Source organism: Paenibacillus agaridevorans (assembly GCF_018604145.1).
GTDB classification, from domain to species: domain Bacteria; phylum Bacillota; class Bacilli; order Paenibacillales; family Paenibacillaceae; genus Pristimantibacillus; species Pristimantibacillus agaridevorans.
This window is the reverse complement of sequence record NZ_CP075889.1, coordinates 3,241,621-3,266,735: the sequence shown is the minus strand read 5'-3', so window position 1 is coordinate 3,266,735 and position 25,115 is coordinate 3,241,621. Positions and strand designations below refer to the sequence as shown.

Below are 25,115 nucleotides of genomic sequence, written 5' to 3'. Positions count from 1 at the left end.
TTTAGGGGGAGTGTTACCGTCATGCGCGTCCAAGGCAATACGGTTAGTGTCGAACCAATTCCAACCTCAGTCACGAAGGTACTCTTCGAAACGATAAAAATTGGCATCATCAAGTCGAACCTCATCGCGATGGTCGCAGGCCTTACCATGGCGCTGTTCGTTCATGGCATCCCGTTTATGGATCGGATCGGCAATATCGCGTTGGCATTGATCGGATCAGCACTCGTGATCGGCGCAGCCGGCATCTTCAATAACCTGTACGACCGCGATATCGACAGTATTATGGATCGGACAAAAAACAGGCCGACCGTTTCCGGCATCATCGACACTTGGAGCGGACTGATTATGGGAGGCTGGATCGCGCTCGGCGGGCTTGTCGCGCTGTATATTGCTTCTCCGCTATCCGCTTTAATGGGTTTCTTGGGACTGTTCCTCTACGTCGTGCCTTACACCATGTGGACGAAACGCAGAACGATCTATAACACGGAGGTTGGAAGCTTGTCCGGCGCAATGCCTCCGCTGATCGGCTGGGCCGCGATTTCTCCGGATATTTTTCATCCCGGCGCCATTGCGTTGTTCGTGTTGATGGTCATCTGGCAGATGCCGCATTTCTACGCCATAGGGATTCGACGCATGGAGGAGTACCGGGCGGCTAACATTCCGATGCTGCCCGTCGTCAAAGGAATTAAAAGAACATACGTGCAGATGAACGTGTATTTGGTCGCATTGTTTATGAGCAGCTTCTTGTTCTGGTCCTTTAATCCATACATTGCCATTGCGAATGCGCTCCTGAGCTTGGGCTGGCTGATACTCAGCATTAACGGTTATCGGCGGAAGCAGGAGGACAAATGGGCACGTTCGATGTTCATATTTTCGCTTAACCACATAACCGTGCTGCTGCTATTGATCGTCGGCTACTCCGTGGGCGCTCCATTATTGTAAAAAGCCAGCAAAGAGCCAACCAACCTTGTAAGGTTAGTTGGCTCTTTGTTTTGTTGCAGAAACAAACGGGTACCATAGTGATAGTGACATTTGTCACAGCATGAATGAGCATCTATCCATATAATGGACCTATACACTACATAATATGAATTTGGAGGTGCAAAGATCATGTCGAAAGAGATCAATATTCCCGAGAACCCGGTCTCCAGATTTTTATTCAGCAGCACGAAGGCTGGTTGGATATGGCTTTTCGTTAGATTGTATCTTGGTTATTCGTGGATCACTGCAGGTTGGAAGAAAGTGAACTCGGATGCATGGGTTGGCGAAAACGGGGGAGCCGCGATCAAAGGTTTCGTAAGCGGAGCGTTGGCCAAGGCTGAGGAAGGCAAGGATGTAACGGGCTGGTACGCATCGTTTCTCGAAAATATGGTATTGCCAAATGCGAAAGTATTCGCGGTTATGGTCGCATTCGGCGAGCTGCTTGTCGGGATTGGCTTAATCGTAGGATTACTTACAGGTATTGCCGCATTCTTCGGGGCTATCATGAATGTAAGCTTCTTGTTCGCGGGTACACTAAGCACGAATCCTCTGCTGTTTATCCTTGCCACATGGCTCGTCCTGGCTTGGAAAAATGCCGGCTGGTACGGACTGGACCGCTTCGCATTGCCGCTGCTTGGAACGCCGTGGGCCCGTAAGGGGAATGAATTTGTCGGGCACGACAGGAATAACACATCTGTATAACGAGCCAACCAAACCTATGCCTTTAATGGCATAGGTTTTTTTCTTTTTGTTATTGATTATATTCGGATGTCATCGAGAGAAATGCGTTAAGCTCTCGGAAAGATTACATTATGCAAATACGTTTTGTCTCGGAAATCGATGTCGAAGCTGAAGCAGTGCAAGTAGTCCCTAAGGAGAGATGGTCGATTCGTTGTGTGATAAAGCTGGAAATAAAGCTGCAATCAATCATAGCCAACCTGTTAACGGAAGTGAGGGCCCTTATATGGATCGTTTGGCGTGATATTAAAATCTAGCGGAACTCTGCGACGTTATTCGTGAGAAATCCAGGCTAATCGCGAACTTTTGCCCCTCATAAGGGCTGTCAGTTCCATTAGATTTGCGAAATGCTGCTTTTTGCTGAAATAACGCCTTTCAGTTCCGTTACAGTTGCTCCCGCGCCTCCGCCCCCGTTCAGTTCTTACCGGACACTTGCCCGTAATTTCACCTCCGCACAATGAATCGACAGTCTAAGGGACAAGAGTATCCTTGTCCCTCTCTTAGCGTTATTTTATTGCGCCGCCAAGTTCATCTCGGCGCACATCAGGATAAAGGCCCCCGCGCCGTGCAGATCGTTTTCGCTGGTCGGGCGCGCGATGTAGTGGGCATAGTCGCCGATTCCCGTGCCGATGCAAATGTTGCCGATGACGACGTTGCCGTTCTCGTCGAATTTCAGCGTATCAATGACGCCCTGATAACCCTTCCAAGCCTGCGCCATATACTTGGCATCCAAATAACCGGACCGGACGGCTTTGGCAATGGCATGTACGAACAACGACGTACAGGAGTTCTCCAGCCAGTTATCCGGGCGTTCTCCTTTGTCGATGACTTGATACCACAGGCCGGTAGCGGGATCCTGGAAGTTCGTCAGGGCGATCAGCAGATCTTGAAGGATCGCGACGAGCTTGGCTTTGTCCGGATGGTCGGCCGGGAAATGCTCGAACATCTCCAGCAAGGCGACGGGATACCAGCCGATGGCGCGGCCCCAAAATTCCGGAGCAAGGCCCGTGTCGGGATCGGCCCAGTCGGCTTCTTTGGTTTCGTCCCAGCCATGGTACAGAAGGCCGGTAACGGGATCCTTCGTATGTTTTTCCATGAGCAGCGCCTGGAAGGCCATCATGTCGAAATAGTCGCTATCGCCGAACGTATTGGCGAATTGCGCGGCGATCGGCCCAGCCATGTATAATCCGTCCAGCCACATTTGGTTGGGATAATGGCCCTTGTGCCAGAAGCCGCCGGAGGCGTTCGTCGGCCACGACTTGAGCAGCGGCACCAAAGTATGCAGCGCCTTCTTGTAACGTTCGTCGCCCGTCTGCTCGTAGAGGGTAAAGAGAAGCACGCCGGGCTGGATATCGTCCAATTCGTCGGATTTGAACTTTTTAATGCTGCCGTCCTCGAGAATTTGGCTGTCGACCCAGCCTTTCATGTAGTCGTAGAGCTTCTGCTCGCCGGTCTGCCGCCAAGTTTTCTCCATGCCGGACAGAAAAACGCCTTGATGATAGTGGAATCGGTCGGGCGGAAGATGCTCCGGTTCGAATTTGGCCATGATCGCCTCGCAGGCTTTGTGCGCCCAGCCGATCGGCGTCGTAAGGGATGATGCGGTTGTCATGCGTATCCTTCCTCCCTGTGGTTTGTACTCTCATTCTAGCATCAGGAAATGTACATGTTTTGCGAATAGTTGTGCTTTCTTCTTATTTCTTGCGCTATAATGGGTAACAGATGCCGAAGGAGGGATAGCAGCATGCACGATCTATATTTTGAAAACGGAGAGGCAACCTTTCTGGTCTCCCACCGGAAAGCGCTTCGCCACCATATGCCGGCGAGCCACTTTCACAGCACCTACGAGATCTACTATCTGATGGCGGGCAAGCGGGAGTTTTTTATACAAGACCGGACGATAACGATCCACGAAGGCGATGTCGTCATTATTGCTCCTAATATTTTGCATCGCACGACCAATGCGGAGCAGCCGATGCACGAAAGATTTATCATCAATATGCATGAGCGCCTATTCTCGTCCGACGGCGCCCATAAGGAGGCGCTTCGTCCTCTGTTGGAGAAGGATTATTTGGTCTTAAGCGGTTCCCTGCGCAATAGGCTATCCTTGGATATGCTTGCCGGAACGATTATTCAAGAGATGAAGGAGCGGGGCAGCGGATTTGAATTGTTGGCCCGATCGCTCGCCGTGCAGCTGCTGATTGCCTGCTGCCGTCACTATCGGCAGCATGAGGAGGAGCTTCCTTTATCGCCAAGTCCGATGCATGATCGCATATCGGAGATCGTCCGCCATATTAACGATCGTTACCAGGAGGAGCTGTCGCTGTCGCTTATGGCGGACCAGTTTTATATCAGCCCCTATTATTTGAGCCGCTCCTTTAAGGAGGCGACGGGTTTCGCGTTCGTAGAATACGTCAATAGCGTGCGGATCAAGGAAGCGAAGAAGCTGCTTGAGCTTTCCTCGCTCAAGGTCAATGCCATTGCGAGGAAGGTGGGCTTCGGCAGCGTGACGCATTTCGGCCGGGTATTTAAGGAAGTCACGGGCCATGCCCCGTTATATTATAGAAGAAATAGGGTGTTCTAGCGAGACCCGAACGTCACCCGATAAGCGGTCGGAGAGAAGCCGGTCGACGCCTTGAAGAGGCGGGATAAGTAGGAGATGTCGGATATTCCGACCCGGTCTCCAATCTCGGATAACAAGAGGTTTGAAGTGACAAGCAGCAGCTTGGTTTCTTCGAGCCTCTTCTTATTGACGTACTGAATCGGCGATGTGCCGAATTGACGCTTGAATACGCGAATGAAATAGTTGGGATGCAGATGGGCCTGCTCCGCCAGCTCTTCTATGGTCAAATTCCGATGATAGTTGCTCTGAATGTGCGCGATCACTTGCTGGAGAGGCTCCGCCAATGCGGCAGGCCTCAGAGTTGGCTGGGCTGCAACGGCATGCTCCAGGTAGTAGGCGATCAGTTGGAGCATGGCGGATTTCACGAGCAGCGGAGCGCTGATGGAGGACAACGAACGGTATTCGAACAAAGCCCGGAAGAGACGCGCGGCTTCCCCGTCGTTTTTTGCTTCGATGAAATCCGGCACTTGCAGCAAGTCGAACAGATTGCGTTCTCCTACCCGGGCCGTGAAGTGGCACCAATACTTGGTGAATCTTGTTCCCGACGTGTACGAGAAGGATTGTTTGACGCCCTGCGGCATCAAGAACCATTGTCCTGGCGCGGGATGGTATTCCGAGTCGCCGATCTTTAACCAGCCCTCCCCGTCGCATATCAAATAAAACTTGTTATAGTCCGGCGTATAGTCGAGTTCCCGCCAATCGGTCCATACCTGATTGTAGCCTACCGCGGTTACGCGCACGTCCAGGTTCTCCATGTATAATCGGGTTAGCGGCAGGCTGCTCACATCCACACTCTCCGTTCCGTAATCGATAGATAGTTTTATACAACAGGAAGTTAACATTAGACATTCATTGCGGCAGTCCAAGTCTGCTAGGATGGAATCGAATCCGAAAATAAGAATGGAGGCCCGATAAAGTCGGGCTTCACTACGATTCTACCATTCATAGATGGAATTCGGTAGACAAGAGCAGAAGAATGAAAGAGGTGCTTGCATGCATAATAACGAGCCGCGCATGATGTTCGACAGACCGGCTACCTACTGGACGGAAGCGCTGCCGGTCGGCAACGGACGCCTAGGAGCGATGGTCTTTGGCGGAGTAGAGTCGGAACGCATCCAACTGAACGAAGATACATTGTGGTCCGGCGAGGCGAGAGATTGGAACAATCCGAGGGCGAAGGAGGTGCTTCCCGCGATTCGGGACAGCATCGCGCGGGAGGATTATATCGAAGCGGATCGTCTCGGCAAGGAGATGATGGGGCCCTACACGCAGTCCTATCTGCCGCTTGCGGATCTGTTGCTGACGATGGATCACGGCAATAACTGTCGCGGTTATTCGCGAACGCTGGATTTGACCTCGGGCATTGCGTCCGTCACGTATACGATCGGGGGAATTCAATACAACCGCGACACGTTCGTCTCTCATCCCGCCCAGGCTGTCATTGTGAGACTGGAGTCAAGCGAGCACGGCATGTTGAGCTTTCGTGTCAGATTAACAAGCTTGCTGCGTGCGCGAACCAGCGGCGAAGAGGGAGATTATACGATAGAAGGCGTTGCGCCCGAGCAGGTATGGCCGAACTATTACAACTCGGCTAATCCTATCCAGTATGGCAATCCCGAGACGTCGAACGCGCTGCGTTTCCACGGCCGTTTAAGGGTCGTACTCGAAGGGGGGCGACTGAGCGTCGGTCATGACGGCGTACAAGTAGAAGAGGCGACGGCGGCAACCTTGTATTTCTCCGCGGCGACTTCCTTCGATGCCATGCTTGGCGAGGCAAGCAAGGACCGCGTGCCTTCTCGCGTGACGCTTGCCGCTATTGAGGAAATCGCAGATCAATCCTATGCCGTTATTCGGGAGGCGCATATCGCCGATCATAGGGAGCTGTTCGGTAGGGTTGCGCTTCGTCTCGGCGAGGCCAAGGCGCCGGCGAACATGAGCATGGATCGCCGTATTATGGAATACGGCAGCGACGATCCGGGGCTGGTGGAGCTGCTGTTCCATTACGGCCGTTACCTGATGATGGGAAGCTCCAGGCAGGGAACCCAGCCTGCCAACCTGCAAGGCATCTGGAACGAAGAGACGCGCGCGCCCTGGAGCAGCAATTACACGCTTAATATTAACGCGCAGATGAATTATTGGGCAGCCGAAAGCTGCAATATGGCCGATCTCCACGAGCCGTTGCTGGCTTATATCGAACGGCTCGCGAAGAACGGGAAGGAGACGGCCACCGTCAATTACGGAGCAAGGGGCTGGGTGGCTCATCATAACTCCGATCTGTGGGCGCAGACTGCGCCGGTCGGCAATTACGGCGAAGGGGATCCCGTTTGGGCGCTCTGGACCATGGGCGGGGTCTGGCTGACCCAGCATCTATGGGAGCACTATGCGTTCAGCGGGGACGTCGAGTTCCTGCGACAGCGCGCATACCCCGTCATGAAGGAAGCGGCGTTGTTCTGCCTGGACTGGTTGTACGAGGATGCGAACGGTTTCCTTGTGACGGGACCGTCGACATCGCCGGAGCATCATTTCGTGGCCGGCGAAGGATTGCATGCGGTCAGTGCGGCCGCGACGATGGATCTGTCGTTAATCGCCGAGTTGTTCGACAACTGCATGGAAGCGGGGAAGGTTTTGGGCGGGGAGGAAACGTTCGCGAAAGAGCTGGCTGCGGCGAAGGCCAAAATGCTGCCGCTGCAGATCGGGAAGCATGGGCAATTGCAGGAGTGGTCCAGCGACTTCGACGATGAGGACGTTTATCATCGTCATGTCTCGCATCTTGTCGGCATCTATCCCGGCAAGCTCATCACGGAGCGGACGTCGCCTGAGCTGTTCGGCGCGGCGCGGACCTCGCTGAAGCGGCGGGGAGACGGCGGGACCGGCTGGAGCCTGGGCTGGAAAATCGGTCTCTGGGCTCGATTTAAGGACGGCAACCGGGCGGAGCGGCTGATCTCCAATCTGCTGACGCTCGTGAGGAACGATGAGCCTGGCGACTACAAAGGGGGCGGCGTCTACGCTAATCTGTTCGACGCGCATCCGCCGTTCCAGATCGACGGCAACTTTGCCGCGACGGCCGGAATCGCGGAGATGCTGCTGCAATCGCATGAAGGCATCCTCGAGCTTCTGCCCGCGCTGCCTGATAAGTGGCCTTCGGGAGAGGTCGGCGGACTTCGCGCCAGGGGCGGATACGAGGTCGGTCTTAAGTGGGAAGGCGGCGTCCTGAGAGAAGCAACTTTGCTCTCCGGCCGGGATCAGCTATGCGAGATAAGCGCACAGCAAGCGCCTTCCCGAATGATTGGAGGAGACAAGGAAGTTTTGTGGACGTCCTCCATCGAAGGGCGATTTGCTTTTGCGGTTACGGCGGGAGTCGTGTACCGATTGTTGTTCTAGAATAAGGGTTAAGCCAAACAACCGTTCCTTCGTTGGCGGCGGCGTCAGCCGCCATGCAACGAGGAAGGGTTTGTTTGCAATCAGGATATCTTTAAGAGTCGGCTATGACTCACGGCTTCGTCCCATCAGGCTTCGACTAATTCTGGCCGTTTTACCTGAAGCGGGGGAGGGATGAGCCAGCCTTTTTCCTTATTCATCTCCAGGATGCGAACGGCGAGGGCTGTTTTGGCCAAATGATACTTGGCGTACAGGGCTGCAATGTCTTCCCTGATGCATTGGATCATAGCTTGGCTGCATCCCACAATCCCTGCCGCCGTATCGGCAGCGATCGCAGCCGCGATTTCCATATCCGTAAATCTTGCGCCGACCGGAATATCCTCCAGCTTGACTGGCGGTCTTTCGGCAGGAGCAGGAATAGGCGCGATTCCGTTGTTTGTAAGCAGTTGGTCAAGCTCTTTCGCTTCCAACTTGGATTGGTCGAGGAGTGCTTCCAAAATTTTCTTCAGTTCTTTGTCCCCGGCATGGTTCTGATAAGCCTGATAACAGGAAATCATCCCCTTCGCCACCATAGAACCCTGCCAAGCGGTGTAAATCTCGCCATAATGCATGGGTTCATCCTTCGGATTACCGCTCAAAATACCCATTTATAACACTCCTTTAGATTAGTAAACGCCTTGTTTAGCTTTGCCTTCTTTTAAAAAAATATGATGTATAGGGTATTTAAGGCATGTCGTTGGATAAGCATACATATTTTAGTCCTTGCGCGGGAACAATTGTTCGTATTAAGATGATAATAAGAACAAATGTTCGAAAGGTCGGATGCAAGATGAACAATGGCGTGGGACTTCGTATCGCATTACCCCGATTGCTTCGTGCCGATGATACTCTGTCTGCGAGGGTGGTGAGATGTCATGCCCTCTGAACGTTCCATATTGCTTGTGGATGGTCAGTCCTTCTATGCAAGCGTCGAGAAGGCCGCGCATCCGGAATACCGGGATAAGCCTGTAGCCGTGGCCGATCCGGAGCGGCGAAGCGGGATTATATTGGCGGCCTGCCCGCTCGCCAAGGCGCAGGGAGTTACAACGGCGAGCAGAGTGTTTGAGGCGAAGGCTCTCTGCAAGGATCTCGTCATCATTAAACCTCGCATGCAAAGGTACATTACGTACTCGTTGTTAATTACGGAGATTTTCGAAACCTTTACCCCATTGGTGGAGCCGTATTCCATCGACGAGCAGTTTCTGGATGTGACGGGATCGCTTGGCTTATTCGGATCGGCGGAGGAGATCGCGGTCCAAATACAACATAAGGTCAAGCTGGCTACCGGCGTATGGTCCCGGGTAGGCATAGGACCGACAAAGGTGTTGGCCAAGACGGCTACGGATAATTTCGCGAAGAAACAGCCGTCCGGGATCTATCGGCTTGACCATTCCGATATCGAGAAAGACCTGTGGCCGCTGCCAGTCCACAAAATGTTTATGGTGGCTTCGCGCATGACCCGGCGGTTCACGATGTGGGGGCTGGATACCATCGGACATATCGCCCGGATGGAGCTCCCGATGTTCAAAAAGCAGATGCGCCGGATGATGGGCAAGCAATCGGACATTCAGGCCGAATATTATTGGCAGACGGCTCGCGGCATTGATCCCAGTCCGGTCGTTGCTTCTATAAGCGCCCCGCTAAAGTCCGTCAGTCATGGCAAGACGCTTAGAGCTTCGTTGTATACGCGAAGGGAGGATATCGAGGTTGTCCTGCTGGAGCTTTGCATCGAGGTCTGCCGTCGTGCGCGCAGGCTCGGGGTGCAGGGCAGGGTGATCTCCCTTGGCATGGGGGAGACCGATGGGAAGAGGGGCAACAGGTTCAACCGGCAGCTTACTCTGCTGCATCCGACATCGCTTACCCATGAGTTGTCGGCTGCCGTTCTTCGCTTATTCGAAGAATATTGGCAGGGCATGCCCGCTACCCATATTATGATCGCTCTTAATCAGCTCTCCAGCGACCAGGTGCAGCAGCTTGACCTCTTTGAGGACCGCTATAAAACATTCGAGCTGGAGAAAACAACGGACGCGATCAAGGATCGGTTCGGCGACATGGCAATCATGAGGGCATCCTCGCTTCTCGAGGCCGGAGTAGCTCGCGAGAGGGCGGGACAGATCGGGGGTCACTTTAAATGAGCAAGCTGGATGGCAATGAACGGTGGAAATCCAAGATGCTGCTTACGGAGCACAAGGAGCAGTACGAGAAGCGACACGAATCGAAGCAAGTGGGCAGACCAACAGCCGACGAGTTAGACCAAATACGGGATTATCTTATGTATCCGCACATGCTCACCATGATTCAGAAGAGCATTCAGGATCTGTCCTTCATGCAGGTTTCTCTCAAGGGAGTCCTCGCTCGCTGCATGGAATACCTGATGCAGAGAGTTACCGCCGACTACTATGCCCTCAAGAAGGAGCTCAGGCTGAAAAATATCAAAGTGATCGAGGAGGAGATGAATGACGGGATCCTCTACTTCCGTTATTTCTGCAGGGGCTATGAGGAGAAATTCGGCGTGGTCAGGGAATCCTTGCGGTCCGAGATCATTATGAGAATGACCGAATACACCAAGGAGATCGGCCAACAGCTGAAGCTGAAATGAGCCGTAAATTCCCATATTGGCATCAAGCAGACACGCGATCGTTTCGCGTGTTTGTCCTGTCATATAAAAGTTTGTCTTTTACCGAGCTTTCCGAACAATTTTTACATACTCGCGAGGCTTATAGTTGACCAGGCTAATATCGTTTTCCGGCGTGGTTAGTTCCCTATAGGTACCTTCGGTTTTGGGGGATTGGTTCACCGTGTTTGGACGGTCCGTCTGTATCAAATAATTGGACCAGGCTGCTACCCCTGCTATAAAAATAAAAATGAGCAAACAAATCATCCATTTCGCATGCAGTGACAACGGGATCGCTCCTTTCTCACCACAATAGAATTTATAAGTTTTCGAGCATTCGAAACCGAAATTCTATTTGGCGATAAATCCTACCTCTAAACGCGGTCGCTCATCTCTGAAATACCTCGATAGAGGGTTTCTCATAACAGTAATCCCCTGCCTACATGAATCTCATTCCGCTTTTGACAAAAAGGATGGGGCTGGGATATAATAACGGCAGATTTATGGTCAAATTTCATATGATGCAACACCCGGAGGAGCCTGCCAAACGCGGGCTCTTTTTGCGCTTTTTCAGGCATACGCGGGCAACCATGATACTCGCAACCATAATAGAGGATATGATGCTGGGTGGAAATGGTCATACTTTAGAGATAGAAGGATTAAGGGGGATAGATTGTGTCAGTCATTCATTTCGTCATTATTTTGCCTTTTTTGTTCGCTCTGATTGTGCCAATCGCGAACAAGATACTACCGAAAGTTCATACGGGCTGGTTCGTGCTGCCCCTGCCGATTGCGATATTCGTTCTCCTGTTGTCTATGATCCCAAGCATAGAAAACGGCAGCGAGATAAGCGGCTCCCTTCCATGGATTCCTTCGCTCGGCATTGGATTCGACGTTTATGTGGATGGACTTAGCTTGCTGTTCGGCTTATTAATAGCAGGAATCGGTTCATTGGTTCTGTTGTATTCCATTTATTATCTGGATAAGAGCAAGGAGAAATTATCGTACTTTTATGTTTATCTGATGTTGTTTATGGGAGCGATGTTCGGACTTGTGTTGTCCGATAACCTGATGGTGCTCTACGCCTTCTGGGAGTTGACGAGCATCTCTTCATTTCTCCTGATCGCCTTCTGGGATCGACGGGAGCGTTCGCGGTACGGCGCGCTTAAGTCCATGGTCGTTACCGTTTGCGGCGGTCTTGCGATGTTTGCAGGTTTCGCGCTTCTGTATGTGATGTCGGGTACGTTCAGTATTCGGGAATTGCTGGAGACCATACCGCAATTGGCGGAACACAAGTTGTTCGTAACGGCCATGCTGCTCGTTCTGGCAGGCGCATTTACGAAGTCGGCCCAGTTCCCGTTCCATATTTGGCTGCCGGATGCCATGGAAGCGCCGACGCCTGTCAGCGCCTACTTGCATTCCGCGACCATGGTCAAGGCCGGCATCTATTTGGTTGCCCGCCTTAGCCCGGTTTTCTCCGGACATGCCGTCTGGCTATGGATGGTATCCGGCGTAGGGCTTCTTACGTTGATATATGGTTCCTATCGGGCGATCAAGCAAACGGATCTGAAGGCATTGCTTGCCTTCTCGACGATTAGCCAGCTTGGTCTCATTATGAGTTTGCTCGGGATGGGCTCGGCCGCGGCATTTTATCCGGGCACCAGCCAATACCTGTTCTTCGCCAAAGCGACGACGGCCGCGATTTTCCACCTTATCAACCACGCGGTCTTCAAAGGCGCGCTGTTTATGGCGGTAGGCATCGTCGATCACGAGACGGGTACGCGCGACATCCGGAAGCTTGGCGGACTGATGGCGGTTATGCCGATTACCTTCACGATCACGCTGCTTGGCGCCTTCTCGATGGCAGGCATACCGCCATTCGGCGGCTTCCTCAGCAAGGAGATGTTCTTTACGGCGCTGCTGCAAATCCGCGAGCTGTCGTTCGCCAGCATGCAATTGTGGGGTTCCCTGTTTCCGATCGTGGCATGGGTCGCCAGCGTATTCACGTTTGCCTACAGCCTGCTGCTTGTGTTCCGAACGTTTAGCGGGAAAGCGCAGTTCGAGAAGCTCGAGAAGAAGCCCCATGAAGCTCCGCTCGGCATGCTGATACCGCCGCTCGTCCTGGCATCGCTTGTCGTTGTGTTCGGCCTGTTCCCGAATCTGTTATCCCATACGCTGATTGAACCCGCAATGGCGGCGATTCATTTCACCGGTCTTCAGCCGCAGGAACAGTTTATGGTTTCCATTGATATGTGGCATGGCTGGAATACGGAGTTGTATATGACCATTGGCGTCGCTATCGTCGGTACTGCAATATTTATTCTGCAGCGACGAGCCGCATGGGTAAGCAAGCCACTCACCAATCGGGTCTCGCTGAGCGGCGCTTACGATGACGGGCAACGCCTGCTGGACAATGTTGCCGGGCGATTGACCCGTCTGTATATGACGGGCTCCGTTCGTCATTATTTAATCTATATCTTCTTGTTCCTTGTGCTGTCTTTGGGATTGACCATGTGGCTCGAGGGAGCATTTGCGCTGAACACGGAAGGAATGGCGACAACCTCCTTCTATGAAGCGGTCGTCATTGGAGCGCTTGTTCTGTCCGCTATAGCCGTTCCGTTCGCGAACTCAAGGCTGATGGCTATCATTCTGACGGGGATGGCAGGGTATATGGTAACGTTATTTTTCGTCATCTTTCGGGCGCCGGATCTGGCGTTGACCCAGTTAATCGTGGAGACGGTATCCGTGGCTCTCTTCCTGTTATGTTTCTATCACCTGCCGAAGCTCAAGAAGGAGCTTGTCAGACTGCCGTTTAAATTATGGAATCTGTTGATCGCCGTCAGCGTTGGCGCGGTCATGACGCTAATTGCGCTAAGCGCAAGCGGCAGCCGAAAGTTCGAATCGATCTCCGATTATTTTATCGAGAACAGCTATAAGCTTGCCGGCGGGAAAAATATCGTCAATGTGATACTCGTCGACTTTCGGGGCTTTGACACGATGCTGGAAATTGTCGTGCTTGGCATTGCGTCCTACGGCATCTATGCGCTGATCAGGCTAAAGGTGAAGGAAGACGAGAACGATAGACCGCTTGGGCATGACGGTATGAAATACGATGTGTATGCCGGTATTCGAAGCAATGACGTTATCCTGCGCACGGTTGCCAAGCTGGTGGTAGTCCTCGTCCTGATCTACTCCATGTATCTGTTTTATATGGGGCATCATCATTCGGGAGGCGGATTTATCGGAGGTTTGATGGCTTCGGCAGCGCTTCTGCTGTTGGCTATTACCAATGGCGTGGATAAGATCGCGCGCATCGTTCGCGTGGACTTCAAACGACTTACGGCAATCGGCATTCTGATTGCATTATTAACCGGAACCGGCAGCTTCCTGGCAAATGTGCCGTTTCTAAGCCATACATTCGGCTATTTCGACATCCCGCTCCTTGGAGAGCTGGAGCTGGCGACGGCAACGCTGTTCGATCTGGGCGTCTATCTGACCGTTATTGGCGTAGCGTCGACCATCTTGTTTACGATCGGGAGGGATAAGTAGCGATGGAATTGTATATGTCACTCGCGATCGGCGTGTTATTTACGGTCGGCATTTATCTTATCCTGTCCAAGAGTCTGCTCCGTATCGTGCTGGGGTCTTCCTTCCTGTCGCATGGCGTACATCTGCTGCTGCTGACGATGTCGCGTCTTAAGACCGGGGCGCCGCCGCTGCTTGACGAGAAAGCGGAAGCTTACGTAGATCCCTTGCCGCAGGCGTTGATCCTAACGTCAATCGTCATCAGCTTCGGAGTCACTTCGTTCCTGCTAGTCCTTGCGTATAAGGCATACAAAAAGCTGGGTACGGATGACATGGAAGAGCTAAGGGGGAACGAGAATGAATAACTTGCTTGTACTGCCGCTGCTCGTCCCGCTGTTTACTTCGGTTCTGCTTGTCTTTATGCGGCGAAGTATTTTGTTGCAGCGTTGGTTAAGCGGGGCAAGCAGCCTCGCGGGCGTCGCTATCGCCGTATCAATCGTCATTCATGTCAAAAAGGACGGCGTTCAAATCCTGTATATGAGCGGCTGGGCACCGCCTTATGGCATTGCTTTTGTCGGAGATATGCTGGCCGCGCTGCTTGTGCTGGCAACGACGGTCGTCGGCTCGTTTATCGTATTTTTCTCAATGGGCAGCATAGGAGAAGAGAGAGAGAGCTATTTTTATTATCCGCTTTTGCAATTTCTGCTCGTTGGCGTCAACGGATCATTCCTGACGGGCGACATCTTTAACCTTTTTGTTTGCTTCGAAGTGATGTTAATCTCCTCTTATGCGCTTATCGTGTTAGGAGGGACGAGGCTACAACTCCGGGAGACGCTCAAGTATGTCATCATTAATGTCGTATCCTCGGCCCTGTTCGTGGCAGCCGTAGCTTATTTGTACGGCGTGACAGGGGCGCTTAATATGGCCGACCTGTTCCTTAAGGTGGCGGAAGCCGGACAAGGAGGCATCCTCAACGTCATAGCGCTGTTGTTCCTGATCGTGTTCTCGCTGAAGGCGGGCCTTCTCCTTTATTTTTGGCTGCCGGGCGCCTACAGCGCGCCGCCGACTGCGGTTACGGCTCTGTTCGGCGCGTTGTTGACCAAGGTGGGGTTGTATGCGCTCGTGCGCACCTTTACTTTGGTCTTCGGCGGCATGCCGGAGGTGACGCATGTCTGGATCGGCTGGATGGCGGGCGCAACGATGGTTCTAGGGGCGTTCGGGGCGCTGGCTTACAAGGATATCCCGCGCATCTTGAATTACAATATTGTTATAAGCGTGGGCTTTATCGCTTTCGGGCTTGCCGCGGCGAACCGCGACTCATTGGAAGGCGTTGTTGTCTATCTGCTGCACGATATGATAGCCAAAGCGCTGCTGTTGTTGCTCGGCGGGTTAATTATTCGTGCGGCGGGGACGGGCAAGCTCTCCGAGATGGGCGGACTGATGCGGCGCAACGCGCTGCTCGGATGGATGTTCTTCGCGACTATATTAGCTGTTGCGGGCATTCCGCCTCTTAGCGGCTTCGCAGGGAAGCTGCTCATTGTGCGCGGCGGTCTGGAAGGCGAGCATTATCTGCTGACCGCGGTTTCGCTGGCGACAAGCTTTGTTGTTCTGTATTCCTTGATGCGAATATTCATGATGGCTTTCTGGGGCGATGAGCGTGCGACGGCTTCTGCGACCGACACAAGAAAGGCCGGTCTGTTGCTGCCGACCGCGGGATTAATGCTTATTGTTGTTGCGATGGGCTTCGGGTCGGAATGGATATATGAATTCGCTAGCGAGGCAGGGCGGACCCTTCTGGACCCGTCCGGCTATGTACAAGCGGTGTTGAAGGAGTAGAGCATGATGAGAATGATAAGGAAAACAGGGGCTGTCTTAAGGTTGATAGCCATGTTTAACAAGGAACTGTTGTTGTCTAGCGCGACGGTTCTTCGAGAAGTGCTGCGCCCCAGGCTCAACATTCGTCCAGGTATCATCAAGCTGGATACGGAGCTAAGGACCGATTTTGAAATTACCTTATTGTCTATCCTGATCTGTTTGACGCCGGGGACGCTTACGCTTGATGTATCCGGCGACGGGAAAACATTGTACATTCATGCCATGGACATTAACGACCCCGACGAGCTTGCGGCGCAGATCAAAGGTTCTTTCGAACGCGCCATCATGGAGGTAACGAGATGACGACAACACTGCTGTGGGTTTCCCTTATTTTGTTATCGCTTGCCATGTTGGGAGCCTTGTACCGATTGCTAAAGGGGCCGTCTATTGCCGATCGGATTGCGGCGCTGGATACGATAGGCATTTTATTGCTGTCCATGATTGCCGTCCTCGGCATAACGACGGGGACTCGCGCGTATTTCGACATCATATTGGTTATCGGCATATTAACCTTTATCGGGACGACCGCAATGGCGAGATATATCGAGAGGGGGGTTGTCCTTGAGTCTGGAGATGATGGAACAAATAATTGAAGTTGTGTTTGGAATCCTGATCCTTTTGGGGGCGGTCATCGCGGTCATTAGCGTGTTCGGACTCATACGATTGCCGGATGTGTATTTGCGCTCCCACGCCGCTACCAAGAGCGCCACGCTTGGCGTGCTTCTTATTCTGCTCGGCACCTTTTTTTACACTTGGTTCATTCATGATTTTTTCAGCATCAAGCTTCTCCTGGGTATTTTGTTTGTTTTTATCACTTCGCCTGTTGCGGGCCATCTTAACGCGCGGGCTGCTTACCGATCAGGCGTAGCTTTGTGGAAGGGAAGCGTACGCGATGATTTCAGAGAAGCGATCAAACAAGAGAGGCAGCAGGAGATAGAGGAGATAAAAAAGCAATTAAAAAATTAGATTAACCGCCAGAACCACGTCCATTGGATGTGGTTCTATTACGGTTGAAAAATAAAAAAATTGACTTTAGCTCCGTACATGTCTAAAATTTTAACAGTAAAAATATTCACATTTAATGGTGCCAGGATATGAAAATAGGAAATGAGGTCAAAAATGAAGACGGAGAACAAGACAACTGCAGTAGGGAACATTATATTACGAGGCGTTATTGTTGTAATTGGTGCCTTAATTACAGCCTACGGCCTTGAAGCCGTATTAATTCCGAACAACGTATCCGATGGAGGCGTGACTGGTCTCAGTATCGTAGGGTCAAGGCTCTTCGATCTGCCTTTAGGTCTTCTCATTGCGATTCTAAATATACCTTTTGTCTATTTGGGCTATAAGCAGATTGGCAGAAGCTTCGCGATTTATTCCGTGCTCGGCATCGCTTCGCTGGCAGCCGGCACCTTCTTTATGCATCATATTACGCCGATCGTTGAAGGCGATACGCTGCTTGTTACCGTTGTCGGCGGTATTATCATCGGTCTGGGAATGGGTCTTGCGCTAAGGAACGGCGGCGCGCTGGACGGCATTGATATGCTGGCGGTACTGCTCTCGCGTAAGCTGCCTTTCGGAACAAGCGATATGATCCTGTTCCTTAACGTATTCGTATTTATCGTTGTATCGACAGTATTTGGTTTAAAAGGGGCTATCCTATCGGGAATTGCCTATTTTATCGCTTCGAAAGTCATACATATCGTCGAGGAAGGCTTGAGCGGCGCCAAAACGTTTACCATCATTACTAAACAGCCAGAGATGATGGTCGAGGCGATTCGCGATCGACTGGGCCGGGGGGCTACGTACAAGATGGTGCAAGGCGGCTATACAAATGAACATTTCAAAGAAATTACTTGCGTAATCAACCGCTTGGAAGAACGGAAGATGAAAGAAATTATTCGCGAAATCGACGAGAATGCTTTTATCATGGTGTATGAAGTGGCTGAAGTTAAAGGCGGCAGCTTTAAGAAAAAGGACATTCACTAGGCACAACCATGAAAACACTGACCTTCGTTGTCAGTGTTTTTTGTATTCCGTCCCTTTTACAACGCGGCCGCTCTTTCTTTAAAAAGGAGCGGGCGGGGAGATGCGGGAGAGACGGATAATGGGTGGAGGGCGTGTGGGAAACGTGTAACAGCGCCGCCTCTTGTGCAGCGTGTGGGAGTGACATTCTTTGTGAGATGAGCGTGGGTGCTGCGCCGCTGCTGCTGCCCGCGCCGTGCCGCACCGCGCTAGTCAGCCATGAATAAAATAGAGGGAAAATCGCCATTTAATCTCGCTTCTATACCGGATTTTGCGGATTTAGAGGGAAATCCTACCACTAATTTAGGCCGAATCGCTGTCCGTCCTCCTTTCTACTTGGATTAGAGGGAGAATTTCCCTCTGGCGTGTCGAAGAAACGGAAAGTCACTCAAATAAAGGGAGTTTTTCCTTTTATTTAACCACATAAGCATGTATAGGAGGTTGAATTCGGCAAAGTTATATGTCAGTATACGATTGAAGACTCGAAGCGCAGGAGCGTATCTTATCTTTTTTGAAGGAGCGGATCATCAAATGGAAGCATTTGCGGAATATTTGGATGGCATCGGAAACCCGGAGCACCGGGCACGGGTGGAAGAGGTATTTGCCTGGGTGAAGGAGAAGTTCCCGGAGCTGGTGCCTAAGCTGGCTTGGAATCAGCCGATGTTCACCGACCACGACACTTTTATTATAGGCTTCAGCGTATCCAAACAGCATATGGCTGTTGCGCCTGAGCGGGCAGGCATGAACTATTTTGCAGATGAAATTGTACAAGCTGGACACGATCATACCAAAGAGCTGGTTCGCTTTAAGTGGAACCGTCCGTTTGACTACGACTTATTAGAGAAAATGATCGAGTTTAATATCCATGATAAGGCGGACTGCACGACATTTTGGCGCAAATAGTAGGGGAGGAAGAGCATGGAAACCGAACTGACACGCCGACTCGCCATTCAATACCCTATATTGCAAGCGCCAATGGCCGGTGGTCCCTCGACCCCGGATTTGGTTGCTGCAGTATCAAACGCCGGAGGACTTGGGAGCATCGGGGCAGGTTATCTTTCGCCAGAACAAATCAGGCAAACGATTCGGGAAGTCAAACAAAGGACGGATCGGCCCTTCGGCGTCAACTTGTTTGTCCCCACGCAGCCGACTACTGCTGCAGACGCCATTGCTCGAATGAACCATCATCTTGATAAATATCGCATAGAGGCAGGTATTGCGACCAATCCGTCAATCCCCAAGTACTCGGAGTCGTTCGAGGAGCAAGCGCAAGCCGTGATCGGAGAAAATGTACCCGTGTTTAGTTTCACGTTTGGCATACCGTCCCAGGACATCATGGAAGCCATGAAGCAGCATGGGATTCATGTCATCGGCACGGCAACGACAGTCGAAGAAGCTATTAAGCTGGAATCCGCCGGAGTAGACGCGATTGTGGCGCAAGGAAGCGAAGCGGGAGGACATCGAGGGACGTTTCTGCCGAGTAAGACCGACGCTCTGGTAGGTACTATGGCTTTGGTGCCTCAGATCGCGGATCATGTTTCGGTTCCGATTATCGCATCGGGAGGCATTATGGATGGTCGCGGGCTTGCAGCAAGCCTCGTTTTAGGAGCTTCCGCCGTGCAGATGGGAACCGCTTTTTTGGCAAGCCATGAGAGCGGCGCACATACCGCCTACAAAGGTAGGATTCTTACATCCAGCGAAGATGCCACCGAGGTCACATCCGCTTATTCGGGTAAAGCGGCGCGCGGCATTTTGACGGATTACATAAAGGATATGCGTACCTATCAAGGGGAAATCCCCGACTATCCGATTCAGCATGCAATGACGAGAGAAATTCGCCAGGCGGCTTCCAAAGCCAATAATCCAGAGCTTATGTCTCTCTGGGCCGGGCAGGGACTCCGGTTAGCCAAAGAATTCGGGGCAGCAGAAATCGTGGAACAGACGATGGAGCAAGCGCGCCTTCTTATGCGAAACCTGGGGAGACAATAGATGAATCAGCAGCCGGTCCTGGCGGCCGGCAATAAAGGAAACAAAAGGCTTGAAGTTGTTTGAAAGTTCGGACTATAATGGAGCTAGATGAAGGGTATGTGTGACTGGCGTAACGTGGGGTACCACGAGGGAGCACATATTTTATACGGCCGAACGCCTGGGCAGAGGTAAGGGGACTATCCCCTTGCCTCTTTATGTTTGAACAGGAGCAGAAAGGGCTGATGAAATGAAAGAAGAAAAGTTGATCTTGGACGGTAATCGCGTTGCGACCGCTATGAAGGAGGGAGTAGTCGAACAAATCAAACGTCTCTCCGAGAAAGAAATCGTCCCGTGTCTGGCAACCATTCTGGTTGGCGACGATCCGTCGTCAGCCACTTATGTCCGAATGAAAGGAAATGCATGCGCCAGACTTGGTATACGCTCCATCCGTGTTGAACTTCCTTCGACTACCACGACAGAAGAGCTGATTGCGGAAATAAACAAGCTTAACGATGATCCCCATGTTCATGGCATCTTGTTGCAGCATCCCGTTCCTCCTCATATTGACGAAAGGGCTGCATTCGAGGCAATCCGAATAGAGAAAGATGTAGACGGGGTAACCACGCAAGGATTCGCTCAGAACGCCTTTGGTTTCGCCGATTTTCCTTCGTGTACGCCAGCCGCGATCATCGCCATTTTGGAATACTACAATATTCCGATTGAAGGAAAACATGCCGTTGTAATCGGAAGAAGTCCGATCCTTGGGAAACCGGTATCCGTTATGCTCCTAAACAGAAATGCGACAGTGACAATATGTCATTCCAAAACGGCCAATCTGGCAGGGCTGGTTCGTTTAGGCGATATCGTAGTTGCTGCTGTCGGCAAGCCGAATTTTGTTCAGGGAGACTGGATCAAGCCGGGAGCCGTAGTCGTCGATGCCGGCTACAACAAAGGCAATATCGGAGATGTCGATTACGAAGCTTGTCTGGAGAACGCCTCCGCGATAACTCCCGTTCCGGCTGGCGTTGGACCCGTCACTATTGCTGCATTGCTCAAACATACGGTCGAAGCGGCTGAACGGTTTTTAACGAAGTAGATGCTCTAGTGTCTGTCTCTGAGCAGAATCCCGGGAACAACGCGGATGTAAATAAGTTCCCCTACAAGCTCTACAATGGTTTGAGTGACGATTACGGCCGACGCCAACCCGTTTAATGGTTCGGGCAATGCAAGCGCAAAAGGCAGGACGACCAGGGAGTTGCGTGTCCCGCTACTAAAGATCAGCGCTCTCCCTGCTCCGACATCCAGCCGGAAGATGCGCGCAACGAAGCGGGCGACTAGCGGGACAATGATCATATAAGCAACGTAGACGGGAATGGCTTGACTGATATAATCGATGGATTCGTATAGTTTGCTGATTTGCGAAGCTACGACGACGAACAGCGTCAGCGCCATAAAAGGAACCGGCAGCCATGCTGCGGCGTCAAGAAATACGATGCCGCGCGGCTGCCTTTTCGCCCATAGCTGCGTTAGAAGAGCAAGGAGCAGAGGGACCGCGATGAGGCCCAAAAAAGCCTCCAGAAAGGGCTGCACGCTCACAACTTCAGCTGTTTGATTTCCCATGAATACCCAGAGGTAAAAGGGCAGCAATATCATTTGAGAAACAAAAAGCAATGGCGTTGCAACCAGAATAAGTTTTTCGTCCCCGCGGCCAAGATGCGTAAAAACGATGACGTAATCTATGCAGGGTGTAAGCAAAACTAGAAATACGCCTAATAAAAGGGCCGGGTCGGCCGGAAGAAACCGGGTTAACCCCCAAACAATGAGGGGAACGGCTATGTAATTCATGATTAAAAGAGCGTAAATAAACTGTCGATTCGTTAAGGATTCTTTTAGACGAAGGAACGGTATTTGCGCAAACATGCCGAACATTAAGATGGCAAGCACAAGCGAAATGGAACGGTCTAAATAACCGCTTGCTTGCGGCCATATCAAACCTGCTCCAGCTGCAATCAAGAGAATAATCGCATAGAGCCATACTTGATTTTTCTCCAGTTGTTCCCGTGCACTCATTGTCTCTGTTCCTTCCCCTCTATACATCGTTTTGTAAGTATAGCTTTGAAAGGGTTGCGGTGTAAATAACGGTGATCAAGCGGATCGTAATACTTTTGCCCTGTTCGGGTCCATGGAAAAATGAGATGATGCATTCATCAGGGCTCAGACGTTTCGGCCAAGGGCTCTGATCTTCAGGCTATTGCGATCCTTCCTTCTAACTCAAATTGGCGAATTAGGGCGCAGCTTTCCTGAAGATTTTTTAATTGGGGTGAGCTAACGATGATCCATGGTATGTATTTGCGCCGGAAAAACAAGGTAGTGGTGGAAAGGCTAAGCGGAGATCCCGTCTCCAAGGCGTGGTTGGCTACCGCTTCGAAAAATATCGAAAGCCTAGGATATCGCTTCTCGCCCCGCTTAATCAGTGAAGTGAGCAAAATGCCGTCGGAAGCATTTGGCGTATTTTATAACGAGTTAATTGTTCAACTGAAGGTGATGGTTGGAGCCCAAGTCGAATATCGGCCGATGTACCCGGGGTTTCCCACGCAAATGATGGAGGAGTCCGAGGCGGACCTGTATTTAAACGCCCTGTATCATTACTTTACGCTAGATCTTCCCCTGTACGATAGTAAGAGCAGGCAACCGCTAGCGGAGGAGAGCCCCCTTAAAGTCATTGATCTGGGAACGAAGGCAGAATTCTATGTTTTGATTCATCAGCTTATGCAAGCCAAGGGCTCGATTTCCGAGACTGACAAAACGGATATCGACAAAACGATCCAACAGGCCGGAGCAGAGGAGTTAAGCGAGTTTCTACCTGCCGAAATTCCATTTAAGGAAAATGCCGCATTTGTAGCAGGATCGCTTCTCAAGCATCGCAAAGCGGATCCGAAGGTGATCGGCCGATACATAAATACGGCGACCGATGTTTTACGGCTGGCCGTCGCTTGGTCGGACGGGGATTTAAGCTTGGCCGAAGCAACCCGATTCCGTAAATTCACGCGCCCGGAAAGAAAGCTGCTGCTCGCCCTGCTGGAACAATGTTACCCCATTACGGAAGATATGCTGAGATTTAAGCAACGCTGGATTCGCCTTGGGGAAATTCTTCATCCTTCCGAATATAAGAACCGTTACTCTCGGTGCCATGAAGCTTTTGATATACTGCGTAATCATAAGCCGTTCCCTACTTATGGCGGCAGCGTCGAGCTCGCATTCCAATGGAAGCAAGTTTGGTCGTTGATCGATCTGTTGATGCAACGTCCGGGCGAATTCGCCAGAAGGCTGGATCAACTCACGCGTATGACGGAACACGCGGATTACGTGATACTCGCCTTTGAGGAAGTCGTCCATGAGATTTCGACGCCGGTATTGCTGCAGGTGAAGTGCCATTTCGTACATCGCACGGAATTCCGCGGACTGCGAACTTTTTTTCCGAAAGGTAATGTAGCCAAAGCGTTCGTCATCCCTAACGCGCTCCCCGAGATCCCTGGCGAGGTATGCAAGTCGATCGTAGACGTATGCGAGCATGAACTGATCAGCCGCTTCTCTGCACTGCCCCCGCTGGGTAAGACGTTCATTGATCAGCGATTAAGCACGTATCTCGTTCCGTTTTCCCAACGTTCGGCTAGCAAGGCTTTGCGTACGATCGTTCGCGGGAGCCGTGTCCCGATGCCCAAGGGGGATACCGTTCGCTTCTTTAACTGGTGGAAAGAAGGGGTAGTGGATGGACAGCCGACGGGACGAGTCGATATTGATTTGTCTGCCGTCCTATATGATCGCAATTGGAACTATATCGAGCATATCTCCTACACGAACCTGCGTTCCTCGAAGTATCTGGCCGTTCACAGCGGAGATATCGTGTCTGCTCCTAGTGGCGCATGCGAATTTATCGATCTCCATATCCCATCGATCGTCGAATACGGCGGACGGTACGTGGTCGCTGCTTTGCAAGCCTTCACCGCGCAGCCGTTTTGCGATTTGCCGGAATGTTTTGCGGGGTGGATGATACGCAGGAAGCCGGGTTCCGGAGAAATCTTCGAACCGTCTACGGTGGTCGACAAGATCGATTTGACTGCGAATACAACGATTGCGATTCCCGTCATTCTGGATTTGGCGGAGCGGGTAATTATCTGGAGCGACCTTGCTCTTACGAGACACCCAGACTACAACAATAACGTAGAGGGAAACAAACGGGGGATGTCGCTAATGGGTCAAGCAATGAGCAGGCTTAGAAAGCCGGACTTGCACGATCTGTTCCGGCTCCATGCGGTGGCTAGAGGCGAAATCGTGGATGACAGGGAGCAGGCGGAGTCGATCTTCGCGGTCGATGGAGGAGTCACCCCATTCGATATCGAAGAGATCATGAGCGAATATCTGGCGTAGACTGAGATGAAAGGCAAATAAAATGCTATCGGCGACGGCACGACGATTCGGATTCTCGAACTAGACCTAAGTCCGGCAAACATTCCGTTCGTCAGGAGGAGGATTCTATTAAGAGAAAAGGGCTACAATGAGAGCAACAAAACGAGAAAGCGTGGTTGCCATTATGAGAAAACCTAGCGCCTTAATAGCGTGGAAAATGCTTGTCCTGTCGCTCCCCAAAGGAATCGCGGCATTTGTCATCATCGTAGCGGGATTATCCGCAAGCCTGCCGTTGTCGGTATTTTTGATCGGATTGCCTTTGCTGGCGGCAACGCTGGTCTTCTGCCGGTCAATCATGCTTGGCGAGATGAGATACGCGACTGCCTGGCTGCAAGGAAAGGAATATCCCGAAGCCTCGGCTCCTTCGGAAGCGACAGCCGGCGAACAGCAGGGATGGCGGGCATGGCTGTTGTCCGTCCTGAAGGATGGCAGATCGTATCGCGGTATTCTGTTCGGGATCCTGCAGCTGCCAATCGGCATAACGGCATTCACCTTCGCCATCGTGTTGCCCGTTACGGCTCTGGCGGTCATGCTCTCGCCGGCAGCTTACGAAATAAGCATGCGATTGTTTGATTTTAACTTGTTCGCAAGCGATTGGAGATTCGACGAATTGTTTGGGTGGGAGATGAACTCCGCCCAGCGCTCGTGGGTTGCCGGCGGAGTCGGCTTGGTATTTATGCTGCTATTGCCGCCCCTGATGCGAGGGCTTGGCCGGTTGTATGCAGCCTGGATTCTTAGCGTCTCGGGCCCTGAGCCCGTCAGCCGTCCTAACCCCGAATCCGCGTACGAAGGAGGAAAGTTCCCTTTCTCCTTGGAAAACCATGAAATCGGAGCCTTTCATCCCGAACGCAGTATTCCGCCGGTGAGCTAAGCACGACTAGACGC

General features: G+C 51.8%; 22 protein-coding genes, 1 pseudogene and 1 riboswitch. Of the genes and pseudogenes, 18 read left to right on the top strand and 5 right to left on the bottom strand.

Annotation, left to right across the window (positions count from 1 at the left end; all coding sequences use genetic code 11):
- Window positions 1-21: 21 nt before the first annotated feature.
- Window positions 22-942 (top strand): heme o synthase, encoded by a 921-nt coding sequence (gene cyoE, locus KJW29_RS13965; RefSeq protein WP_214630222.1) that lies wholly within the window; start codon window positions 22-24, stop codon window positions 940-942.
- 168 nt (window positions 943-1,110) lie between these two features.
- Window positions 1,111-1,683: a DoxX family protein gene (locus KJW29_RS13960; RefSeq protein ID WP_108993297.1), complete on the top strand. Its 573-nt coding sequence runs from the start codon at window positions 1,111-1,113 to the stop codon at window positions 1,681-1,683.
- 547 nt (window positions 1,684-2,230) lie between these two features.
- On the opposite strand, the gene KJW29_RS13955 is transcribed toward KJW29_RS13960, so the two are convergent.
- Entirely contained in the window at window positions 2,231-3,328 is a 1,098-nt protein-coding gene (locus tag KJW29_RS13955; protein WP_214630221.1) for a glycoside hydrolase family 88/105 protein, read from the bottom strand.
- A 132-nt stretch (window positions 3,329-3,460) separates the two neighbouring features.
- On the opposite strand from KJW29_RS13955, the gene KJW29_RS13950 reads away from it, so the two are divergent.
- A complete protein-coding gene (locus KJW29_RS13950) occupies window positions 3,461-4,300 on the top strand; it encodes an AraC family transcriptional regulator (protein WP_214630220.1) in 840 nt (279 codons plus the stop codon).
- On the opposite strand, the gene KJW29_RS13945 is transcribed toward KJW29_RS13950, so the two are convergent.
- Window positions 4,297-5,124, bottom strand: coding sequence for an AraC family transcriptional regulator (locus KJW29_RS13945; protein WP_214630219.1), 828 nt, complete (start codon window positions 5,122-5,124; stop codon window positions 4,297-4,299). The genes KJW29_RS13950 and KJW29_RS13945 overlap by 4 nt on opposite strands.
- A gap of 208 nt (window positions 5,125-5,332) precedes the next feature.
- Between KJW29_RS13945 and KJW29_RS13940 the strand changes: the two genes are divergently transcribed.
- Window positions 5,333-7,720, top strand: a complete 2,388-nt coding sequence (locus tag KJW29_RS13940) for a glycosyl hydrolase family 95 catalytic domain-containing protein (RefSeq protein WP_214630218.1) — start codon at window positions 5,333-5,335, stop codon at window positions 7,718-7,720.
- 125 nt (window positions 7,721-7,845) lie between these two features.
- Here the strand turns inward: KJW29_RS13940 and KJW29_RS13935 are convergent, their stop codons facing one another.
- On the bottom strand, window positions 7,846-8,364 hold the full coding sequence (locus tag KJW29_RS13935) for a DUF3231 family protein (RefSeq protein ID WP_087572521.1): 519 nt from the start codon (window positions 8,362-8,364) through the stop codon (window positions 7,846-7,848).
- Window positions 8,365-8,631: 267 nt separating this feature from the next.
- On the opposite strand from KJW29_RS13935, the gene KJW29_RS13930 reads away from it, so the two are divergent.
- A complete protein-coding gene (locus tag KJW29_RS13930) occupies window positions 8,632-9,891 on the top strand; it encodes a DNA polymerase IV (RefSeq protein WP_214630217.1) in 1,260 nt (419 codons plus the stop codon).
- Window positions 9,888-10,355 (top strand): YhjD family protein, encoded by a 468-nt coding sequence (locus KJW29_RS13925; protein ID WP_214630216.1) that lies wholly within the window; start codon window positions 9,888-9,890, stop codon window positions 10,353-10,355. The genes KJW29_RS13930 and KJW29_RS13925 overlap by 4 nt, the downstream gene beginning before the upstream one ends.
- Before the next feature lie 78 nt (window positions 10,356-10,433).
- On the opposite strand, the gene KJW29_RS13920 is transcribed toward KJW29_RS13925, so the two are convergent.
- Entirely contained in the window at window positions 10,434-10,658 is a 225-nt protein-coding gene (locus KJW29_RS13920; RefSeq protein ID WP_214630215.1) for a hypothetical protein, read from the bottom strand.
- A 387-nt stretch (window positions 10,659-11,045) separates the two neighbouring features.
- Between KJW29_RS13920 and KJW29_RS13915 the strand changes: the two genes are divergently transcribed.
- From KJW29_RS13915 to KJW29_RS13870, 10 genes and pseudogenes are all read left to right on the top strand, one after another.
- Window positions 11,046-13,919, top strand: a complete 2,874-nt coding sequence (locus KJW29_RS13915) for a Na+/H+ antiporter subunit A (protein WP_214630214.1) — start codon at window positions 11,046-11,048, stop codon at window positions 13,917-13,919.
- Window positions 13,920-13,921: 2 nt separating this feature from the next.
- Window positions 13,922-14,260, top strand: coding sequence for a Na(+)/H(+) antiporter subunit C (locus tag KJW29_RS13910; protein WP_087572781.1), 339 nt, complete (start codon window positions 13,922-13,924; stop codon window positions 14,258-14,260).
- Window positions 14,253-15,731, top strand: coding sequence for a Na+/H+ antiporter subunit D (locus KJW29_RS13905; RefSeq protein ID WP_214630213.1), 1,479 nt, complete (start codon window positions 14,253-14,255; stop codon window positions 15,729-15,731). The genes KJW29_RS13910 and KJW29_RS13905 overlap by 8 nt, the downstream gene beginning before the upstream one ends.
- A 21-nt stretch (window positions 15,732-15,752) precedes the next feature.
- Window positions 15,753-16,073, top strand: a pseudogene (locus KJW29_RS13900) (Na+/H+ antiporter subunit E); the annotation flags it as partial.
- A complete protein-coding gene (locus KJW29_RS13895; RefSeq protein WP_214630211.1) occupies window positions 16,070-16,363 on the top strand; it encodes a Na(+)/H(+) antiporter subunit F1 in 294 nt (97 codons plus the stop codon). The pseudogene KJW29_RS13900 and the gene KJW29_RS13895, both read left to right, overlap by 4 nt.
- Entirely contained in the window at window positions 16,347-16,736 is a 390-nt protein-coding gene (gene mnhG, locus KJW29_RS13890; protein ID WP_214631133.1) for a monovalent cation/H(+) antiporter subunit G, read from the top strand. Before KJW29_RS13895 ends, mnhG begins: the two co-directional genes overlap by 17 nt.
- A gap of 153 nt (window positions 16,737-16,889) precedes the next feature.
- Window positions 16,890-17,759, top strand: a complete 870-nt coding sequence (locus KJW29_RS13885; RefSeq protein ID WP_108993284.1) for a YitT family protein — start codon at window positions 16,890-16,892, stop codon at window positions 17,757-17,759.
- 567 nt (window positions 17,760-18,326) lie between these two features.
- On the top strand, window positions 18,327-18,698 hold the full coding sequence (locus KJW29_RS13880; protein ID WP_214630210.1) for an iron chaperone: 372 nt from the start codon (window positions 18,327-18,329) through the stop codon (window positions 18,696-18,698).
- Between the two features lie 15 nt (window positions 18,699-18,713).
- Window positions 18,714-19,784, top strand: a complete 1,071-nt coding sequence (locus KJW29_RS13875) for an NAD(P)H-dependent flavin oxidoreductase (protein ID WP_214630209.1) — start codon at window positions 18,714-18,716, stop codon at window positions 19,782-19,784.
- Between the two features lie 90 nt (window positions 19,785-19,874).
- Window positions 19,875-19,954: riboswitch (ZMP/ZTP riboswitch) on the top strand.
- A 56-nt stretch (window positions 19,955-20,010) separates the two neighbouring features.
- Entirely contained in the window at window positions 20,011-20,859 is an 849-nt protein-coding gene (locus KJW29_RS13870; RefSeq protein ID WP_214630208.1) for a bifunctional 5,10-methylenetetrahydrofolate dehydrogenase/5,10-methenyltetrahydrofolate cyclohydrolase, read from the top strand.
- A gap of 5 nt (window positions 20,860-20,864) precedes the next feature.
- On the opposite strand, the gene KJW29_RS13865 is transcribed toward KJW29_RS13870, so the two are convergent.
- On the bottom strand, window positions 20,865-21,833 hold the full coding sequence (locus KJW29_RS13865) for an arsenic resistance protein (protein ID WP_214630207.1): 969 nt from the start codon (window positions 21,831-21,833) through the stop codon (window positions 20,865-20,867).
- 261 nt (window positions 21,834-22,094) lie between these two features.
- Here KJW29_RS13865 and KJW29_RS13860 point away from each other — a divergent pair, with 261 nt between their 5' ends.
- Window positions 22,095-24,191, top strand: coding sequence for a TerD family protein (locus tag KJW29_RS13860; RefSeq protein ID WP_214630206.1), 2,097 nt, complete (start codon window positions 22,095-22,097; stop codon window positions 24,189-24,191).
- A 127-nt stretch (window positions 24,192-24,318) separates the two neighbouring features.
- A complete protein-coding gene (locus tag KJW29_RS13855; protein WP_214630205.1) occupies window positions 24,319-25,101 on the top strand; it encodes a sensor domain-containing protein in 783 nt (260 codons plus the stop codon).
- Window positions 25,102-25,115: the final 14 nt, after the last annotated feature.

Excerpts from the sequence above, each read along its gene's own strand:
- KJW29_RS13895 (WP_214630211.1), top strand. The coding sequence starts at position 16,070 with ATGACGACAACACTGCTGTGGGTTTCCCTTATTTTGTTATCGCTTGCC.
- KJW29_RS13950 (WP_214630220.1), top strand. The coding sequence starts at position 3,461 with ATGCACGATCTATATTTTGAAAACGGAGAGGCAACCTTTCTGGTCTCC.
- KJW29_RS13940 (WP_214630218.1), top strand. The coding sequence starts at position 5,333 with ATGCATAATAACGAGCCGCGCATGATGTTCGACAGACCGGCTACCTAC.
- mnhG (WP_214631133.1), top strand. The coding sequence starts at position 16,347 with ATGGAACAAATAATTGAAGTTGTGTTTGGAATCCTGATCCTTTTGGGG.
- KJW29_RS13960 (WP_108993297.1), top strand. The coding sequence starts at position 1,111 with ATGTCGAAAGAGATCAATATTCCCGAGAACCCGGTCTCCAGATTTTTA.
- KJW29_RS13930 (WP_214630217.1), top strand. The coding sequence starts at position 8,632 with ATGCCCTCTGAACGTTCCATATTGCTTGTGGATGGTCAGTCCTTCTAT.
- KJW29_RS13885 (WP_108993284.1), top strand. The coding sequence starts at position 16,890 with ATGAAGACGGAGAACAAGACAACTGCAGTAGGGAACATTATATTACGA.
- KJW29_RS13860 (WP_214630206.1), top strand. The coding sequence starts at position 22,095 with ATGATCCATGGTATGTATTTGCGCCGGAAAAACAAGGTAGTGGTGGAA.
- KJW29_RS13955 (WP_214630221.1), bottom strand. The coding sequence starts at position 3,328 with ATGACAACCGCATCATCCCTTACGACGCCGATCGGCTGGGCGCACAAA.
- KJW29_RS13910 (WP_087572781.1), top strand. The coding sequence starts at position 13,922 with ATGGAATTGTATATGTCACTCGCGATCGGCGTGTTATTTACGGTCGGC.
- KJW29_RS13935 (WP_087572521.1), bottom strand. The coding sequence starts at position 8,364 with ATGGGTATTTTGAGCGGTAATCCGAAGGATGAACCCATGCATTATGGC.
- KJW29_RS13905 (WP_214630213.1), top strand. The coding sequence starts at position 14,253 with ATGAATAACTTGCTTGTACTGCCGCTGCTCGTCCCGCTGTTTACTTCG.
- KJW29_RS13855 (WP_214630205.1), top strand. The coding sequence starts at position 24,319 with ATGAGAGCAACAAAACGAGAAAGCGTGGTTGCCATTATGAGAAAACCT.
- KJW29_RS13880 (WP_214630210.1), top strand. The coding sequence starts at position 18,327 with ATGGAAGCATTTGCGGAATATTTGGATGGCATCGGAAACCCGGAGCAC.
- KJW29_RS13875 (WP_214630209.1), top strand. The coding sequence starts at position 18,714 with ATGGAAACCGAACTGACACGCCGACTCGCCATTCAATACCCTATATTG.
- KJW29_RS13870 (WP_214630208.1), top strand. The coding sequence starts at position 20,011 with ATGAAAGAAGAAAAGTTGATCTTGGACGGTAATCGCGTTGCGACCGCT.
- cyoE (WP_214630222.1), top strand. The coding sequence starts at position 22 with ATGCGCGTCCAAGGCAATACGGTTAGTGTCGAACCAATTCCAACCTCA.
- KJW29_RS13925 (WP_214630216.1), top strand. The coding sequence starts at position 9,888 with ATGAGCAAGCTGGATGGCAATGAACGGTGGAAATCCAAGATGCTGCTT.
- KJW29_RS13865 (WP_214630207.1), bottom strand. The coding sequence starts at position 21,833 with ATGAGTGCACGGGAACAACTGGAGAAAAATCAAGTATGGCTCTATGCG.